15 protein-coding genes are annotated in these 16,036 nt (G+C 62.9%); 1 reads left to right on the top strand and 14 read right to left on the bottom strand.

The genetic code is table 11. The features are described 5' to 3' along the window. The first annotated feature begins 57 nt into the window (after positions 1–57). A complete protein-coding gene (locus tag SKZ59_RS17660; RefSeq protein ID WP_319992485.1) occupies positions 58–1,623 on the top strand; it encodes a phospholipase D family protein in 1,566 nt (521 codons plus the stop codon). 94 nt (positions 1,624–1,717) lie between these two features. On the opposite strand, the gene SKZ59_RS17655 is transcribed toward SKZ59_RS17660, so the two are convergent. The 14 genes from SKZ59_RS17655 to SKZ59_RS17590 all read right to left on the bottom strand — a co-directional run bounded on the left by SKZ59_RS17655 (position 1,718) and on the right by SKZ59_RS17590 (position 16,020). Then, positions 1,718–2,422: a ComEA family DNA-binding protein gene (locus SKZ59_RS17655; RefSeq protein ID WP_319992484.1), complete on the bottom strand. Its 705-nt coding sequence runs from the start codon at positions 2,420–2,422 to the stop codon at positions 1,718–1,720. Positions 2,423–2,600: 178 nt separating this feature from the next. Continuing rightward, complete coding sequence (rfaE1, locus tag SKZ59_RS17650; protein ID WP_319992483.1) at positions 2,601–3,554, bottom strand: D-glycero-beta-D-manno-heptose-7-phosphate kinase; 954 nt, start codon at positions 3,552–3,554, stop codon at positions 2,601–2,603. After that, positions 3,551–4,918: a UDP-glucose dehydrogenase family protein gene (locus SKZ59_RS17645; RefSeq protein WP_072454428.1), complete on the bottom strand. Its 1,368-nt coding sequence runs from the start codon at positions 4,916–4,918 to the stop codon at positions 3,551–3,553. The genes rfaE1 and SKZ59_RS17645 overlap by 4 nt, the downstream gene beginning before the upstream one ends. 79 nt (positions 4,919–4,997) lie before the next feature. Next, entirely contained in the window at positions 4,998–6,173 is a 1,176-nt protein-coding gene (lapB, locus tag SKZ59_RS17640; RefSeq protein ID WP_034751794.1) for a lipopolysaccharide assembly protein LapB, read from the bottom strand. Positions 6,174–6,219: 46 nt separating this feature from the next. Then, positions 6,220–6,522, bottom strand: coding sequence for a lipopolysaccharide assembly LapA domain-containing protein (locus SKZ59_RS17635; protein ID WP_034751796.1), 303 nt, complete (start codon positions 6,520–6,522; stop codon positions 6,220–6,222). A 256-nt stretch (positions 6,523–6,778) separates the two neighbouring features. Further along, positions 6,779–7,084, bottom strand: coding sequence for an integration host factor subunit beta (locus SKZ59_RS17630; protein WP_008446215.1), 306 nt, complete (start codon positions 7,082–7,084; stop codon positions 6,779–6,781). 20 nt (positions 7,085–7,104) lie between these two features. Continuing rightward, complete coding sequence (rpsA, locus tag SKZ59_RS17625; protein ID WP_071650172.1) at positions 7,105–8,817, bottom strand: 30S ribosomal protein S1; 1,713 nt, start codon at positions 8,815–8,817, stop codon at positions 7,105–7,107. 118 nt (positions 8,818–8,935) lie between these two features. After that, on the bottom strand, positions 8,936–9,604 hold the full coding sequence (gene cmk / locus SKZ59_RS17620; RefSeq protein ID WP_046682679.1) for a (d)CMP kinase: 669 nt from the start codon (positions 9,602–9,604) through the stop codon (positions 8,936–8,938). A gap of 15 nt (positions 9,605–9,619) precedes the next feature. Beyond that, positions 9,620–10,975: a 3-phosphoshikimate 1-carboxyvinyltransferase gene (gene aroA / locus SKZ59_RS17615; protein WP_034751802.1), complete on the bottom strand. Its 1,356-nt coding sequence runs from the start codon at positions 10,973–10,975 to the stop codon at positions 9,620–9,622. Between the two features lie 18 nt (positions 10,976–10,993). After that, positions 10,994–11,902 (bottom strand): prephenate dehydrogenase, encoded by a 909-nt coding sequence (locus SKZ59_RS17610; RefSeq protein WP_034751803.1) that lies wholly within the window; start codon positions 11,900–11,902, stop codon positions 10,994–10,996. Positions 11,903–11,906: 4 nt separating this feature from the next. Then, positions 11,907–13,013, bottom strand: a complete 1,107-nt coding sequence (gene hisC / locus SKZ59_RS17605) for a histidinol-phosphate transaminase (RefSeq protein ID WP_034751805.1) — start codon at positions 13,011–13,013, stop codon at positions 11,907–11,909. A 149-nt stretch (positions 13,014–13,162) separates the two neighbouring features. Beyond that, positions 13,163–14,233 carry a prephenate dehydratase gene (pheA, locus tag SKZ59_RS17600; RefSeq protein WP_034751850.1) on the bottom strand — a complete coding sequence of 357 codons (1,071 nt, stop codon included), beginning with the start codon at positions 14,231–14,233 and terminating at the stop codon, positions 13,163–13,165. Between the two features lie 82 nt (positions 14,234–14,315). Beyond that, the gene (gene serC / locus SKZ59_RS17595; protein ID WP_319992482.1) at positions 14,316–15,407 is read right to left on the bottom strand and encodes a 3-phosphoserine/phosphohydroxythreonine transaminase; all 1,092 of its coding nucleotides are present in this window, start codon (positions 15,405–15,407) and stop codon (positions 14,316–14,318) included. Between the two features lie 28 nt (positions 15,408–15,435). Continuing rightward, positions 15,436–16,020: a DUF2059 domain-containing protein gene (locus tag SKZ59_RS17590; RefSeq protein WP_319992481.1), complete on the bottom strand. Its 585-nt coding sequence runs from the start codon at positions 16,018–16,020 to the stop codon at positions 15,436–15,438. Positions 16,021–16,036: the final 16 nt, after the last annotated feature.

Here is a 16,036-nt window from a genome sequence, read left to right as displayed (position 1 = left end):
CCATCACCCCGCAAGCAGCAGCCTCAGCCTGCGCGCGGTCCGCTGACGGTGCGCCGCATGCTCGTCAAATTGCTGCTGCTGGCCACCTTGTTTGCCGTGCTCAGCATCGCCACCCTGTACAGCTACGGACGCTTCGCCGAACGCTCGCTGGGGGCGCCGGGCACGGCCTTGCCCGTGGCGATCGATGCCACCCTGCTCGACCGCGTGCTGGCGCCGCAGCTGGCGCAGCGCCCGGACCACAGCGGCACGGCCCTGATCGACGACAATCTGGAAGCGTTCGCCCTGCGCGCCCTGAGCGCGCGCGAAGCGGGCCGCAGTCTCGACCTGCAATACTACATCTGGCATAACGACGTCACGGGACGCCTGCTGGTGCGCGAACTGCTGCGCGCGGCCGACCGCGGCGTGCGCGTGCGCGTGCTGCTCGACGATATCAACGCACGGGGCCAGGACGCGGCCATCCTCGCGCTCGACAGCCATCCGCTGATCGATGTGCGCATCTTCAATCCGGGCCGCAACCGCGACGGTATCTGGATGCGTGCCGTGGAAATGGCCTTGCGCGCCGTCAGCCTGAACCGGCGCATGCACAACAAGGCCTGGATCGTCGACGGCAGGGTCGCCCTCGTCGGCGGGCGCAATATCGGCGATGAATACTTCGATGCCGCCGAACAAGTCAATTTCCAGGATGCCGACCTGCTGCTGGTGGGACCCGCCGTGCGGCAGACGAGCGACATCTTCGACCGCTTCTGGAACAGCCGCGCCGTCATCCCCATCGGCGCCTTGCACGAGGGGAAAGACGCTGGCGCGGCTGAACTGCAGGCGGTACGCGCCCGCCTCGATGCGCTCACGGGCGAACTGGGCGCCTCACCCTACCTGCGCCAGCTGACCGATGCGGGCCAGTTGCAGGCCCACCTCGATGGCCGCGTGCGCCTGCACTGGAGTACCCAAGTGCAAGTATTGTCGGACCCGCCGGAAAAAGCCGCACCCGTGGCCAGCTTGCAGCGCAGCGAGCACTGGCTCATGCACAGCTTGCTGCCCCTGCTGACGGACGCACGCGAGGAAGCGCTGCTGACCTCGCCCTATTTCGTGCCCGGCACGGAACTGACGCAGACCCTGGCCGGCAAGGTCGCCGCTGGCGTCAAGGTCCAGGTACTGACCAACTCGCTGGCCGCCACCGACGTGGCCCTCGTGCATGCGGGCTATGCGCGCTACCGCCAGATGCTGCTGGGCGGCGGCGTCGACCTGTTTGAATTGAAGACCCAGCACCGCAAGCGCATCAGCCTGATGGGCTCAAGCCGCGCCAGCCTGCATACCAAGGCCGTGGTGGTCGATGGGCAGCGGGGCTTCGTCGGCTCCTTCAACCTCGACCCGCGCTCGGCCCAGCTGAACACGGAAATGGGCGTGCTGTTCGACGATGCCGCGCTGGCGACCGACATGCGCACGCTGTTCCTGCACTCGACGGCGAGCGACACCAGCTACCGATTGTTCCTCGACAACGGCGCCCTGCGCTGGTCCGATGCCACCGAAGTACCCGCCAAGGTGTGGACGCAGGACCCGGAAACAGGCTTCTGGCGCCGCATGCTGGTGTCCGTGATGCGCTGGCTGCCGATCGAGTCGCAGCTGTAGCCGCATAAAAAAAACCCCGCGCGGCCGGTACCACGCGGGGTTTTCTTCTCGTGCTGCGCGGCACCACCACGCAGCACGCCTTACAGCAACACGCTTACTTTTTCTCGGCTTCGGCCTTCTTCGCATCGGCCGCAGCCAGCTTGGCTTCCTTCTTCGCAGCCGCTTCCGCAGCCTTGGCTTCTTTTTTCGCTGCAGTAGCCGCCTTCTTCGCGGCGGCTGCTTCCTTCTTCGTTTCGGCCGCCGTTTTCACGGGGACGGCATCGGCGGCGGCTGGCGCGGTAGCGGCGGCAGGCACGACCTTGGCGGCGGCTGCTTCTTTCTTGGCGGCGGCAGCGGCGGCCTTGGCTTCTTTCTTCGCGGCAGCAGCTTCTTTCTTCGTTTCAGCGGCTGTCTTGGCTGGCGCCGCAGCGGTGTCGGTCGCAGCAGCTGGCTTCGCTGCGGCTTCTTTCGCTGCAACTTCCTTCACAGCAGCTTCCTTTTTAGCTGCGGCAGCTTTCGGCGCCGGAGCGGGCGCCGCTGGCGCGCCGGACATGGACTGGCCATTTACTTGCAAGCCCGCTTCCGACAGTTTCACGGAACTTTTCGGGCCGATGCCCTTCACGCGGGTTTCGAAATCGGCCCAATCCTTGAAGGCGCCGCCCTTGGCACGTTCATCGATAATGGCTTTCGACGTGACGGGGCCGATGCCCTTGACGCTGTCGAGTGCCGCCTGGTCCGCCTTGTTGACATCGACCTGGGCAAAGGCAAAGCCCATCGTCGCAATCAAGGTGGCGATGGCCAGCAGTATTTTTTTGAACATGGGTATCTCTCCGTGGTGTGGTTTCAAGTTGACTCGAACGCAAGGGAAGAGCAGCGCCTTAACGGCTTTAACGGCTGTGGCGTGATACGGTTGACAAGACGGGACAGCGGAAGGACGGGAAAACCTGCGCCAGATCAAACGGACTGGCGCAGGTGAGATGCGGAATACAGCGGCATAGTTACTGCGGGAACAGCTCGTCACGGGTGACGGTGGCCGTGCCCAGCTTGCCGACGACGATGCCGCCAGCCCGGTTGGCCGTGCGCACGGCCTCGCCCAGGCCCATGCCGGCGCCCAGCATGGCCGCCATGGTGGCGATCACCGTGTCGCCGGCGCCCGAGACGTCGAACACTTCGCGCGCATCGGTGGGCATGTGCAGCACCTCATCGGCCGTGTACAAGCTCATGCCTTCTTCGGAACGGGTCAGCAGCAAGGCGTCCAGGCCCAGCTGCGCACGCATCTGCTGTGCACGTTCCGTGAGTTGCTCTTCCGTGCTCCAGTTGCCGATCACGCGGCGCAGTTCCGATTTATTCGGAGTGAGCACTGACGCTCCCGTATAGCGGCTGAAATCATCGCCTTTCGGGTCGACCATGACGATCTTGCCGGCGGCACGGGCCGCCTTGATCATCTCGGCCACGTTCACCAGGCTGCCCTTGGCGTAGTCCGACAGGATCACCACGTCGTAATGCGGCAACAGGGCATTGAACTGCTTGAGCTTGTCGCGCAGCACCGTATCGCTGGGCGCATCCTCGAAATCGATGCGCAGCATCTGCTGCTGGCGGCCGATCACGCGCAGCTTGATGATGGTGGAAATGGCCGCATCGCGCTGCAGATAGCTGTGGATGCCGCCGCCCTCGAGCAGGCGTTCGACCTGGCTGCCGGCCTCGTCGTCGCCGACCACGCCCAGCAAGCTCGTCTTCGCTCCCAGCGCGGCCGCGTTGCGCGCCACGTTGGCCGCCCCGCCCAGGCGCTCTTCGCGCTTCTCGATGCGCACGATGGGCACGGGCGCTTCCGGCGAAATACGGCTGACGTCGCCGAACCAGTAGCGGTCCAGCATCACATCGCCCACCACCAGCAGGCGTACCTGGGCCAATGCGGCCGGCGCCGTCAAGGCGACCACCTCTTGGGCGCTCATGCGCGCGTCAGGATCGAGCGACCGATCCCGTGGTATTCGATGCCATTCTCGGCCATGACGGCCGGCTCGAACAGGTTGCGTCCGTCAAAGATCACGGCCTGCTTCAGGCGCGCCTTGACCTGCTCGAAGTCAGGGCTGCGGAAGGCTTTCCATTCGGTCACGATGACCAGCGCATCGGCGTCCTGCAGCGCATCCTTCGAACTGTCGGCAAAACGTACCTTGGCCAATTGCTCCGGCGTCAAGTCCAGCTGCAGCACGCGGCGCGCCTCGGCCATGGCGACGGGGTCGTACACGGCCACAGTGGCGCCGCGCGCCAGCAAGTCGGCCAGCAGCACGCGGGCCGACGCTTCGCGCATGTCGTCCGTATTCGGCTTGAAGGCCAGGCCCCACACGGCGAAATGCCGGCCCGTCAGATCTTCGCCGAAGCGAGTAACCACTTTGCGTCCCAGCACCTGCTTCTGCTGGTCGTTGACGGCTTCGACGGCACGCAGGATCAGCAATTCCTGGCCGTGGCCGCGCGCCGTGCGCTCAAGCGCCTGCACGTCTTTCGGGAAGCATGAACCGCCATAGCCGCAGCCGGCGTACAGGAAGCTGTAGCCGATGCGCGGGTCGGAACCGATGCCGTGGCGCACGGCTTCGATGTCGACGCCGACCTTGTCGGCCAGGTTCGCCAGTTCATTCATGAACGAGATGCGCGTGGCCAGCATGGCGTTCGCCGCATACTTCGTGAATTCGGCCGAGCGCACGTCCATCCAGTAGGTGCGCTCGTGGTTGCGGTTGAACGGCGCGTACAGGCTTTTCAGCAGTTCGCGCGCGCGTTCGCCTTCCGGCGTGGCGTCGACGCCGATGACGATGCGGTCGGGGCGCATGAAGTCTTCGACGGCCGCGCCTTCCTTGAGGAATTCCGGGTTCGACGCGACCGAGAACGTGGCGGCCACGCCGCGCGCATCGAGTTCGCCCTGGATGGCGGCGCGCACTTTTTCGGCCGTGCCGACGGGCACGGTGGACTTGTCGACGATGACCTTGAAGTCCGTCATGTACTTGCCGATGCCGCGCGCCGCAGCCAGCACGTATTGCAGGTCGGCCGAGCCGTCTTCGTCGGGCGGCGTGCCGACGGCGATGAATTGCATCACGCCGTGTGCTGCCGCCGCTTCAATGTCGGTGGAAAAGGTCATGCGCCCGGCGGCGCGGTTGCGCGCCACGACTTCTTCCAGGCCCGGTTCATGGATGGGAATGCCGCCGCTGTTGAGCAAGGCGACCTTCTGTGCGTCCAGGTCGAGGCAAAAGACGTCGTTGCCCAGCTCCGCCAGGCAGGCGCCGGTCACGAGGCCAACATAGCCGGTGCCGATAATAGTGATTTTCATGGATGTACCGTATGGATAAAAAGCAGGTCTTACATAGAAGTACACGCCACATTGCTCAGGGCAAGGTGACGTGTACGAATCAGTTCATGACATTGAGTTCTTCTGTGCGGCGTGGTGGGTAAGTCTCCCACTTGTTGCAGCCAGGGCAGTGCCAGTAGAACTGGCGGGCCTTGAAACCGCAGTGGCTGCACTGGTAGCGGGCCAGCTTCTGCGTGTAGCCGTGCACGAGGTTTTTCACCATCGACAGCTCGGACCAGATCGCGGCCGGCGCGTCCATCATGCGCGCTTCCAGCAGTTTATCGAGGCCCAGCAGGGTCGGTGTGCGGCGCAGCTCGGCGCTGACCAGCTGCTTCGCCGCTTCCACGCCGTCGAGTTCGATGACGGCCTTGAAGACGACTTCGATCAGGTCGATCGACGACGCTTCTTCCAGGTAGGAACGCAGCAGGTTGACGCCTTCCTGTGGACGGCCCAGCTTGGTATAGCCATCCATCAGGCGCTGCGCCACCAGGGCCACGTGCGGCACGCTTTGCTGCTCCACGCGGCGCCAGGTGGTCAGCGCGCCTTCCACGTCGCCGCGCGCCAGCAGCACGTCGCCCGTCAGGATGGTGGCGCGCACGCTCTTGCGGTCCGTCTGCAGGGCTTTTTCCAGCAGCGGCATGGCGTCGTCCGGCTTCATGTGCACGAGGGCGTCATGCGCCAGTTCGCAATAGAACTGGGCGATTTCCTTCTGGCGCGCGCCGGCGCCCGATTCTTGCAAGCCCACGGCCGCTTCGATGGCGCGTGGCCATTCCTTTTCGCGCTGGTAGATTTCCAGCAGCGCGCGGCGCGCCTGGGCCGCATATTGCGTGTCGATCAGGCTGTTGAAGGTTTCTTCGGCGCGGTCCAGCAAGCCCGCCTTCAGGTAATCCATGCCCAGCTCGTAGGCGGCGTGGCCCTGCTGTTCCAGCGGCAAGTCCGGGCGCGCCAGCAAGTTCTGGTGCACGCGAATCGCGCGCTCCGTTTCGCCGCGGCGGCGGAACAGATTGCCCAGCGCGAAATGCATATCGGCCGATTCCGGGTCCAGCTTGACGACTTCGATGAAGGCGTCGATGGCCTTGTCATGCTGCTCGTTGAGCAGGAAATTCAAGCCCTTGAAATAATTGCGCGGCAGGCTGCGCGATTCGGACACCAGTTGATGAATGTCCACGCGCGCGGCGATCCAGCCCAGCGCGAAAAACATCGGGATACCCAATAGCCACCAGAGTTCAAAATCCATGCGATTGTTTTTATTCGAGTAAGAGAGATAGGAGCGACGGCGGCGCTTACTGCGCGCTCACGCTGTCCGGTTGCGGCTGGACATTGCTGGCCACGCCAACGGTCTGCAGCGCGGCAATGGTGGTTTTTTGCTTGGTCGCTTCGCGGCGGTGACGGAACACGGTCGGCGTCAGGGCCAGTACGCCCAGGCTCGCGCCAGCGACAAAAAAGCCCAGCAGCATCAGGACCAGGGGGCCACGAATTTCATAATTGAGGAAAACATGCAGGTCGACAACCTGCGCATTCTTCAGCGCAAAACTGAAGAACAGGACGAAAAGAACACAGCCAACGATGGTGGAGATGATTTTCATCGATAGGTCCAGAGTGAACAAAAAAATACCAGTGCGACATGGCAAATGGCAAATGGCGCAAACGTAGAGTGCTGACCAAACCGTAGCGAGCGGCAGTGATTTGTGGCCGAGAAGCGCAACCGTACTGAAGTACGGTGAGCATCGCCGGCCGCAAAGCGCGCCGCGCAGCAGGTTTAAGCAGTGCTCTACAGCATATTAACAAAAAAAAGCGGCATCCAAGGACGCCGCTCTTTATTTTCCGCCTTCCAGCAGACGATTAATCCTCGATAATCGGTTGCCCGACCATCGCGTCCACGCGCTCGCGCAACTGTTTGCCCGGCTTGAAGTGCGGTACCCGTTTTTCGGGAACCATCACCTTGTCGCCGGATTTCGGGTTGCGGCCGATGCGCGGGGGCCTGCTGTTCAGGGCAAAACTGCCAAAACCGCGGATCTCGATACGCTGACCGGTCGCCAGGGCGTTGGTCATCGCATCGAGAATGGTCTTGACGGCATACTCCGCATCTTTCGCCACCAGCTGAGAATAACGCTCAGCGAGGCGGTTGATCAGCTCGGACTTTGTCATCTGCCAGTATCCGCGAAGTCTTAGTTCTTGTTATCGAACTTAGCTTTCAACAAGGCGCCCAGGCTGGTGGTGCCCGAAGCTGCATTGTTGTCGGTAGCTGCCATCTTCTGCATGGCTTCCTGGGTTTCAACGTTGTCTTTCGCTTTGATCGACAGTTGGATACCACGGGCTTTGCGGTCGATGTTCAGCACCATTGCTTCAACGGTGTCGCCGACTTTCAGGTGCGTACCAGCATCTTCAACGCGGTCGCGCGAGATTTCGGAAGCGCGCAGGTAGCCTTCAACTTCTTCGGACAGTTGGATCACGGCGCCTTTAGGCTCAACCGATTTAACGGTACCGGTTACCAGCGAGCCTTTGTCGTTCATGGCTGCGAAGTTGTTGAATGGGTCACCTTCCAGTTGCTTGACGCCCAGGGAAACGCGCTCGCGCTCAACGTCGATGGCCAGAACGATGGCTTCCAGTTCGTCACCTTTCTTGAAGCGACGCACGGCTTCTTCGCCGGTTTCGGTCCAGGACAGGTCGGACAGGTGCACCAGACCGTCGATGTTGCCGGCCAGGCCGATGAACACGCCGAAGTCGGTGATCGATTTGATCGCGCCGCGGACTTTATCGCCCTTCTTGTGGGTTACGCCAAAGTCATCCCAAGGGTTGGCTTTGCACTGTTTCATACCCAGCGAGATACGACGACGCTCTTCGTCGATTTCCAGAACCATCACTTCTACTTCGTCGCCCAGTTGGACAACTTTGTTAGGAGCAACGTTTTTGTTCGTCCAGTCCATTTCGGAAACGTGTACCAGACCTTCGATACCCTGTTCCACTTCAACGAACGCGCCGTAGTCGGTCAGGTTCGTTACTTTACCGAACAGACGGGTGCTTTGTGGGTAACGACGGGACAGACCGGTCCAAGGATCGTCGCCCAGTTGTTTCACGCCCAGCGAAACACGGTTTTTCTCTTGATCGTATTTCAGGACTTTGGCGGTGATTTCCTGGCCAACCGTCAGGACTTCCGACGGGTGACGTACACGGCGCCATGCCAGGTCGGTGATGTGCAGCAGGCCATCGATACCGCCCAGATCCACAAACGCGCCGTAGTCGGTGATATTTTTGACGACGCCGGTCACGACCGTGCCTTCTTTCAGCGTTTCCATCAGTTTCTGACGCTCTTCGCCCATCGAAGCTTCGATGACGGCGCGGCGGGACAGAACCACGTTGTTACGCTTGCGATCCAGCTTGATCACTTTGAATTCGAGGGTTTTGCCTTCGAATGGGGTCGTGTCTTTGACAGGACGGGTATCAACCAGCGAGCCCGGCAGGAATGCGCGGATGCCGTTAGTCAACACGGTCAGACCGCCTTTGACTTTACCATTGACGGTACCGACGACGATTTCGCCCGATTCCATCGCTTTTTCCAGAGCCAGCCACGAAGCCAGACGCTTGGCTTTATCGCGCGACAGGATGGTATCGCCGAAACCGTTTTCCAGCGATTCGATCGCCACGGAAACGAAGTCACCAACTTTGACTTCCAGTTCGCCGTGGTCGTTCTTGAATTCTTCGACAGGGATGAATGCTTCGGATTTGAGGCCAGCGTTCACGATCACGAAATTGTGGTCGAGGCGCACGACTTCAGCGGAAATAACTTCGCCGGAGCGCATATCTTGACGCGACAACGATTCCTCGAAGAGCGCAGCAAAACTTTCCATACCGGTAGATTCGTTAGTTGTAACAGTAGACATAGGGTTCACACAGGTTATCCAGCAGAGATCGCACGATGCGACTTAAACTGGGTTAGGTTTTTGACACACCCGGACAGGCCAGGAGCCGTCAACGGGCACCACATAGCACAACAACACGCTATTTTGCTGCGGCGGCATACCATTTCAACACGGTTTCAACGGCAACATCTGCCGTCATTTCCGACGTATCGAGGACATGCGCCCCTTCCGCAGGGACCAGCGGCGCAATCGCACGGTGAGTATCACGTTCGTCCCGCGCCTGCAAATCCATCAGAAGGTCTTCCATATTAGCAGAAAAACCCTTGTCTATCAATTGCTTGTAGCGCCGTTGCGCGCGCGCCTCGACGCTGGCCGTCAGGAACACCTTCAATTGGGCGTGCGGGAAGATCACCGTGCCCATGTCGCGCCCGTCGGCCACCAGGCCCGGCGTCTTGCGAAAGCCCAGCTGCAAGCTGACCAGCGCCTGGCGTACGGTTGGCAACACGGCAATCTTCGACGCCGTATTGCCCACTTCTTCGGCACGGATCTGCTCGGTGACGTTTTCCTGCGCCAGCAGGATCTCGCCATTAGCAAAGTGGCAAGGCAAGTGCTCGGCCAGCTTGGCCAGCGCGTGCTCGTCGCGCAAGTCCGTGCCGCGGCGCAGCGCGCTCAAGGCCGTCAGGCGGTACAGCGCGCCCGAGTCCAGGTAATGAAAGCCCAGCTTGTCGGCCACGCGGTGCGCCACCGTGCCCTTGCCGGAAGCGGTGGGGCCGTCGATGGCGATGACTGGGATGTGGGAAGTCGGCATAGTATGAGCAATCAATTAAATCAGGGTGTCTTTGGCAATCCCCGCAAACGCGGCGAAATACTCGGGGAAGGTCTTGGCCACGCATTTCGGGTCGTTGATGCGCATCTCGTTGCCGCGGCGCGCGGCGCCATCGAGCGAGGCCAGCGAAAAGCACATGGCCATGCGGTGGTCGTCATACGTGTCGATGGTGGCAGCCTGGATTTCGGCCGGCGGCGTCACGCGCAGGTAGTCCGCGCCCTCTTCCACTTCGGCACCGAGTTTGCGCAGCTCCGTGGCCATGGCGGCCAGGCGGTCCGTTTCCTTCACCCGCCAGCTGGCGATATTGCGCAAGGTCGAGGTGCCGTCCGCGTACAGGGCGGCCACGGCGATCGTCATGGCCGCGTCGGGAATGTGGTTGAAATCCATGTCGACGGCTTTCAGCACGCCGTTTGAGCGCGCTTCGATCCAGTTCTCGCCCATGGTGATGGTCGCGCCCATCTGCTGCAAGGCTTCGACGAAGCGCACGTCGCCCTGGATGCTGTCGCGCCCAACGCCTTCCACGCGCACGGGACCGCCGCCGATGGCGCCGGCCGCCAGGAAGTACGATGCCGACGAGGCGTCGCCTTCCACATGGATCGTGCCCGGGCTTTGGTATTGCTGGCCCGGCTGCACGGTGAACGACTGCCAGCCGTCATGCTCGACCGTCACGCCGAAACGGCGCATCAGGTTCAGGGTGATCTCGATATACGGCTTCGAGATCAGCTCGCCCGTCACGTCGATGGTCACCGCATGGTCGCGCGCCATCAGCGGCGCCACCATCAACAAGGCCGTCAAGAACTGGCTCGACACGTTGCCGCGCACGGCGATGCGCTGCGCGTGGATGTGGCCGCGGCGGATGCGCAGCGGCGGGAAACCCTGCTCGCCCGTGTATTCGATCTGCGTGCCGACGGCGTTCAGCGCGTCGACCAGATCGCCGATCGGACGCTCGTGCATGCGCGACACGCCGTGCAGCGTGTAATCGCCGCCGATGACCGCCAGCGCCGCCGTCAGCGGACGGATGGCCGTGCCGGCGTTGCCCATGAACAGGTCCGCCTCGTGGTGCGGGAATACGCCGCCGCAGCCTTCCACGTGGTGCACCTGGTGGGCGGTGGCCGGGTCGCCCGTCAATTCATCCTGCGTCCATTTCACGCCCAGCGACGTCAAGGCCGTCAGCATGACGAAGGTGTCGTCGGAGGCGAGCAGGTCGATGATCTTCGTCGTGCCCTTGGCCAGCGCGGCCAGCAGCAGCACGCGGTTGGAAATGCTTTTCGAGCCGGGCAGGCGCACCGTGCCTTCGGCGTGCATCACCGGTTTCAGATCGATATGGTGGGGGTAGTGCTTGGTCTGGGTCATGCTGGAATCCTTGAGTATTTATCGTGTGGGCGCGGCCGGTATTTCCGCCGTTTCAATCGCCTCGATCCATTGCTGCCGCGCGTGCTGGGCGTTCGCATACACGCCCTCGATGGCGGCGCCGTCGTTCGCGGCCAGGTGGGCGCGCAAGGTCGTCAACTGCGCCAGGTAGGCGTCCAGTTCGTGCAGCAGCGCCGGCTGGTTGGCCAGGCTGATGTCGCGCCACATTTCCGGCGATGAGCCGGCGATGCGCGTAAAGTCGCGAAAGCCGCTGGCCGCGTATTGAAACAGCAGGCCCGCGTGCGGTTTGTTGGCGATGTCGTCGACCAGCGCAAAGGCCAGCAGATGCGGCAGATGGCTGACGGCGGCAAACACCTTGTCATGTTCTTCGGGGCTCAAGGTGTGCAGGATGGCGCCGCAGGCGCGCCACGCGGCCGCCACCCGTTCCACGTCGTCCGCGGCGTTTTCCGCCAGCGGCGTGAGCACCACTTTCTTGCCTTGATACAGGTCGATGATGGCGGCATCGGGACCATTCGTCTCGCGCCCGGCGATCGGGTGGCCGGGCACGAATTGGGCCACCTTACCACCGAGCGCCGCGCGCGCGGCCGCCACCACGTCGCTCTTCGTGCTGCCCGCATCGGTGACGATGGTGCCCGGCTGCAGATGCGGCGCGATGGACGTCAAAATAGCGCCCGTCTGCGCCACGGGGGCGGCCAGCAGCACCAGGTCGGCGCCATGCAAGGCTTGCGCCATGTCGCCGCCGATGGCGTCGATGATGCCCAGTTCGAGCGCGCGCGCCATCGACGCCGGCGAGCGGCCCATGCCGACCACGGTTTGAACCGCGCCCGCGTGTTTCAGGGCGCGCGCGAACGAGCCGCCGATCAGGCCTACGCCAAAGATCACTACCTTGTTCAGTGCAGGCGTCGTCATATCGTCAGGCCAGCGCTTTCGTCAGCGCGGCGATGAAGATGGCGTTTTCCTGCGGCAGGCCGATGGAAATGCGCAGCCATTGCGGCAAGCCGTAGCTGCCGACGGGACGCACGATCACGCCCTGCTTGAGCAGCGCCAGGTTCACGCGCGCGCCCGCTTCATCGTCGTCGCCCACTTTCACCAGCACGAAATTGCCGTGCGATGGCACGTATTCCAGGCCCAATTGCGCAAACGCTTCCGTGAACTGCTGGTAGCCGGCCGCGTTGTTGCGCGCGCTTTGCTCGAGGAAGGCCTTGTCGTTCAGGGCGGCAATCGCGGCCGCCTGCGCCAGCGAGTTGACGTTGAACGGCTGGCGGATGCGGTTCATCAGGTCCGTCAGCACGGGCTGGGCGATGGCAAAGCCGATGCGCAGGCCGGCCAGGCCGTAGGCCTTCGACAGGGTACGCGATACCACCAGGTTCGGATACTGGCGCACCCACGCCGTCGACTCGTACTGGTCGTCGGCGGACAGGAATTCGTTGTAGGCTTCATCCAGCACGACGACGACATGTGCCGGCACTTTTTGCAGGAACGCTTCCAGCTGCGCGGCCGTCAGGAAGGTGCCGGTCGGGTTGTTCGGGTTGGCGATGAAGACCAGACGCGTGTCGTCGGCAATGGCCGCCGCCATGGCGTCCAGGTCATGGCCGTAGGCTTGCGCCGGCACGACGATGTGACGCGCGCCCAGGCCTTGCGTGGCCAGCGCGTACACGGCGAACGAGTACTGCGAGTAGACGACGGATTGGCCATGCTGCACGAACGCGTGCGCGGCGATTTCCAGGATGTCGTTGCTGCCATTGCCCAGGGTGATCCAGTCGGCCGGCACGTCGTAGCGCTTGGACAGCACGGCTTTCAAGTCGAAGCCGTTGGCGTCCGGATAGCGTCCCAGGTCGTCGATGGCGGCGATCATCGCCTGCTTCGCCGATTCCGGCATGCCGTACGGGTTTTCATTCGACGCCAGTTTGACGATGGCTGCCTCGTCGAGGCCGAATTCGCGCGCGACTTCCGCGATCGGCTTGCCGCTCTGGTAAGGGGCGATGGCGCGGACGTATTCTGGACCGATATTTTTAGACATGGTGTTCTTTAAAAGTTGGTGAATGAATGGCAGTCAATGGAGGTGGTTTGTTGGGTTACGCTGCGCTAACCCAAGCTACAGCTTACCGTATGTCGGGTAGGTCGGATTAGCGGAGCGTAATCCGACACCACCACAGGCATCAATCGAAGTCACAGACTGACCGGATACGACCCCAGCACCTTGAAAAACGCCGCATTGCTCTGCAGCTCGGCCAGCGCCTGTGCGACGGCGGCATCGTGCACGTGGCCCTCCACGTCGACATAGAAATAATACTCCCAGCTGCCCATGCGCGCCGGGCGCGACTCGAAGCGCGTCATCGACACGCCGTGCTTGGCCAATGGCGCCAGCAACTGGTACACGGCGCCCGCCTTGTTCGGCACGGCCAATACCAGCGAGGTCTGGTCCTTGCCCGACGGCGCCGTCTGCAAGGTGCCGACGACGGCAAAGCGCGTGCGGTTGTGCGGGTCGTCCTGGATATGGCCCTTGACCACGCCCAGCTTGTACTGCGCACCGGCCAGTTCGCTGGCAATCGCGGCCACCGTGCCATCTTCGCCGGCCATGCGGGCCGCCTCGGCGTTCGAGGCCACGGCGTGGCGCGCCACGTGCGGATAATTCTGGTTCAGCCACACCTGACATTGGGCCAGCGCCTGAGAATGGGCGCAGATGGACGTGACGCCCTCCATGTTGCCGCTCTTCGTCATCAGGCTGTGGTGCACGGCGATCGCCACCTCGCCGCTGATGATGAGGCTAGTCTGCAGCATCATGTCCAGCGTGCGGTTGACGGCGCCTTCCGAGGAATTCTCGATCGGCACGACGCCGAAGTCCGCCGTGCCCGCCTCGGCGGAACGGAATACCTCGTCGATCGACGCGCACGGCAAGCCTTCGACGGCGCTGCCGAACTGCTGATACACGGCCTGTTCGCTGAAGGTGCCGGCAGGGCCCAGATACGCCACGGTGACCCTCTTTTCCAGCGAGCGGCAGGACGACATGATTTCGCGGAAGATGGTCTGCACTTCGCGGTCGCCCATGGGGCCGGGATTGCGCTCGGCCACGCCGCGCAGCACCTGCGCTTCGCGCTCGGGACGGAACACGGGCGCCTGCGTCTCGGCCTTCACGTGGCCCACCTGCTGGGCGATTTGCGCACGGCGGTTCAGCAGCTCGAGGATTTGCGCGTCGATCGCATCGATCTGTTCGCGCAGCGGTTTCAATTTATCGGTCATGGTGGTTTGTTTCGTCAGCTGTACTTCAATCATGGCCGCACGGCCTGCGCCGGCGGCGGGCCGGCGCGGTCGTCTAGGCGACTCAGCGTCCGGCAAACTCGTTCAAATAATTGACCAAGGCTTGCACGCCTTCGATCGGCATCGCGTTATAGATCGATGCACGCATGCCGCCGACGGACTTGTGGCCCTTCAGTTGCAGCAGGCCGCGCTGCTTGGCGCCGGCCAGGAATGCGTCGTTCAGACTTTCATCGCGCAGATAGAACGGGATGGTCATGCGCGAGCGGTATGCGGGCTCGACCCGGTTCTGGTAGAAGTCGTCCGCATCGAGCGCTGCGTACAGCAGAGCCGCTTTCTCAATATTACGCTGTTCCATGGCCGCAACGCCACCCTGGCGTTTGAGCCACTGGAAAACCAGGCCGGCGATATAGATGCCGTAGGTGGGCGGCGTGTTGTACATCGACTCATGTTCGGCCACGATGGTCCAGTCGAAAGCGGACGGGCAAATCGGCAGCGCCTTGCCCAGCAAGTCTTCGCGCACGATGACGAGGGTCAGGCCGGCCGGGCCGATATTTTTCTGCGCGCCGCCGAAGATGACGCCATATTGCGACACGTCGATCACGCGCGACAGGATGTGCGAGGACATGTCGGCCACGATGGTGGTCCCTGCCGGCACGTTCGGCGCCTGCTGGAATTCCACGCCGTCGATGGTTTCATTGGTGCAGATGTGCAGGTAGGCGGCGCCTGGCGTCAGCTTCCATTCGGAGACGGGCGGCACGCCCGTGAAATGGGCGGCCTTGGACGACGCGGCCACGTTGACGTTGGCGTACTTGGCCGCTTCCTGGATCGACTTGCCCGACCACGAACCCGTATGCACGAAGTCGACGGTGGCCGGCTGCTGCGCGGCCAGGCCCGCCAGGTTCATCGGGATGATGGCGTTTTCGCCCAAGCCACCGCCCTGCAGGAACAGGATCTTGTAGTTGTCGGGCACGGCCAGCAGTTCGCGCAGGTCGGCCACGGCCTGCTTGTAGATGGAGATGAATTCGGGACCACGGTGGCTCATTTCCATCACCGACATGCCACTGCCATGCCAGTCCTGCATCTCGGCGGCCGCTTGCGCCAGCACTTCCTTGGGCAGGACGGCGGGGCCGGCTGAAAAATTGTAGATATGGGTCACGATACGATCCTTGGCAAAAATGAAAATCTTATTGGGGCGACTGCGTGGCCGCCCGCATGACCTGGTCAAGCACGGCATTCACCCGCGGGATCAGCACGCGCTGGCTGATGGCCATCGATTCGGCGGACAGTTGCGGCATGGTGGCCAGCATCTTGCGGCCCAGCGGCGTCCTGTAGAAAGCCGTCAGCTGCTCGACTTCCTGCACCGTGTAAAAGCGCGCATACAGGGGCACCATTTCGTCGCCCAGCTCGTCGATCAGGGTCGGGTCGGCCAGTACCTGCGTCAGGGTGGCGATGGCCAGGGGGATTTCTTCCTCGGCGCTGGCCAGCGCGCGCGCCTTGCGCTGCTCGTCCAGTTTCGGGTTGCTGTTGATTTGCTGCTGCGCCGACTGGCGGATCATGGCGGGCACCGATTGCAGCATCTGGTCGAAGATGCTGCGCGTCAGTTGCGGGAACTGCATCGCGTCGAGCATGCGCCGCACGGCCACTTTCATGGCGGGGCTGGGCGCCGCCTGGCGCACGGGCGTGGCTTGCGTGCTCTGGGCCAGGGCCGGCAGGGTCGCGAGGAAGGCCAGCGAAAACGCGGCGAAGAAGGTGGCGACGATTTTTCTCATGGCGTGCGGGGTCTTG

The organism is Janthinobacterium sp. GMG2, from assembly GCF_033949445.1.
GTDB classification, from domain to species: Bacteria; Pseudomonadota; Gammaproteobacteria; order Burkholderiales; family Burkholderiaceae_D; genus Janthinobacterium; species Janthinobacterium aestuarii.
Note: the sequence above shows the minus strand (reverse complement) of the source record. Positions and strands in the feature narration are given on the sequence as shown.

Bases quoted from the DNA above. Each gene is read 5' to 3' on its own strand.
- rpsA (WP_071650172.1), bottom strand. From the start codon at position 8,817: ATGTCTACTGTTACAACTAACGAATCTACCGGTATGGAAAGTTTTGCT.
- pheA (WP_034751850.1), bottom strand. From the start codon at position 14,233: ATGACCGATAAATTGAAACCGCTGCGCGAACAGATCGATGCGATCGAC.
- lapB (WP_034751794.1), bottom strand. From the start codon at position 6,173: ATGGATTTTGAACTCTGGTGGCTATTGGGTATCCCGATGTTTTTCGCG.
- SKZ59_RS17645 (WP_072454428.1), bottom strand. From the start codon at position 4,918: ATGAAAATCACTATTATCGGCACCGGCTATGTTGGCCTCGTGACCGGC.
- SKZ59_RS17660 (WP_319992485.1), top strand. From the start codon at position 58: ATGCTCGTCAAATTGCTGCTGCTGGCCACCTTGTTTGCCGTGCTCAGC.
- SKZ59_RS17590 (WP_319992481.1), bottom strand. From the start codon at position 16,020: ATGAGAAAAATCGTCGCCACCTTCTTCGCCGCGTTTTCGCTGGCCTTC.
- SKZ59_RS17630 (WP_008446215.1), bottom strand. From the start codon at position 7,084: ATGACAAAGTCCGAGCTGATCAACCGCCTCGCTGAGCGTTATTCTCAG.
- SKZ59_RS17655 (WP_319992484.1), bottom strand. From the start codon at position 2,422: ATGTTCAAAAAAATACTGCTGGCCATCGCCACCTTGATTGCGACGATG.
- SKZ59_RS17610 (WP_034751803.1), bottom strand. From the start codon at position 11,902: ATGACGACGCCTGCACTGAACAAGGTAGTGATCTTTGGCGTAGGCCTG.
- hisC (WP_034751805.1), bottom strand. From the start codon at position 13,013: ATGTCTAAAAATATCGGTCCAGAATACGTCCGCGCCATCGCCCCTTAC.
- aroA (WP_034751802.1), bottom strand. From the start codon at position 10,975: ATGACCCAGACCAAGCACTACCCCCACCATATCGATCTGAAACCGGTG.
- rfaE1 (WP_319992483.1), bottom strand. From the start codon at position 3,554: ATGAGCGCCCAAGAGGTGGTCGCCTTGACGGCGCCGGCCGCATTGGCC.
- cmk (WP_046682679.1), bottom strand. From the start codon at position 9,604: ATGCCGACTTCCCACATCCCAGTCATCGCCATCGACGGCCCCACCGCT.
- SKZ59_RS17635 (WP_034751796.1), bottom strand. From the start codon at position 6,522: ATGAAAATCATCTCCACCATCGTTGGCTGTGTTCTTTTCGTCCTGTTC.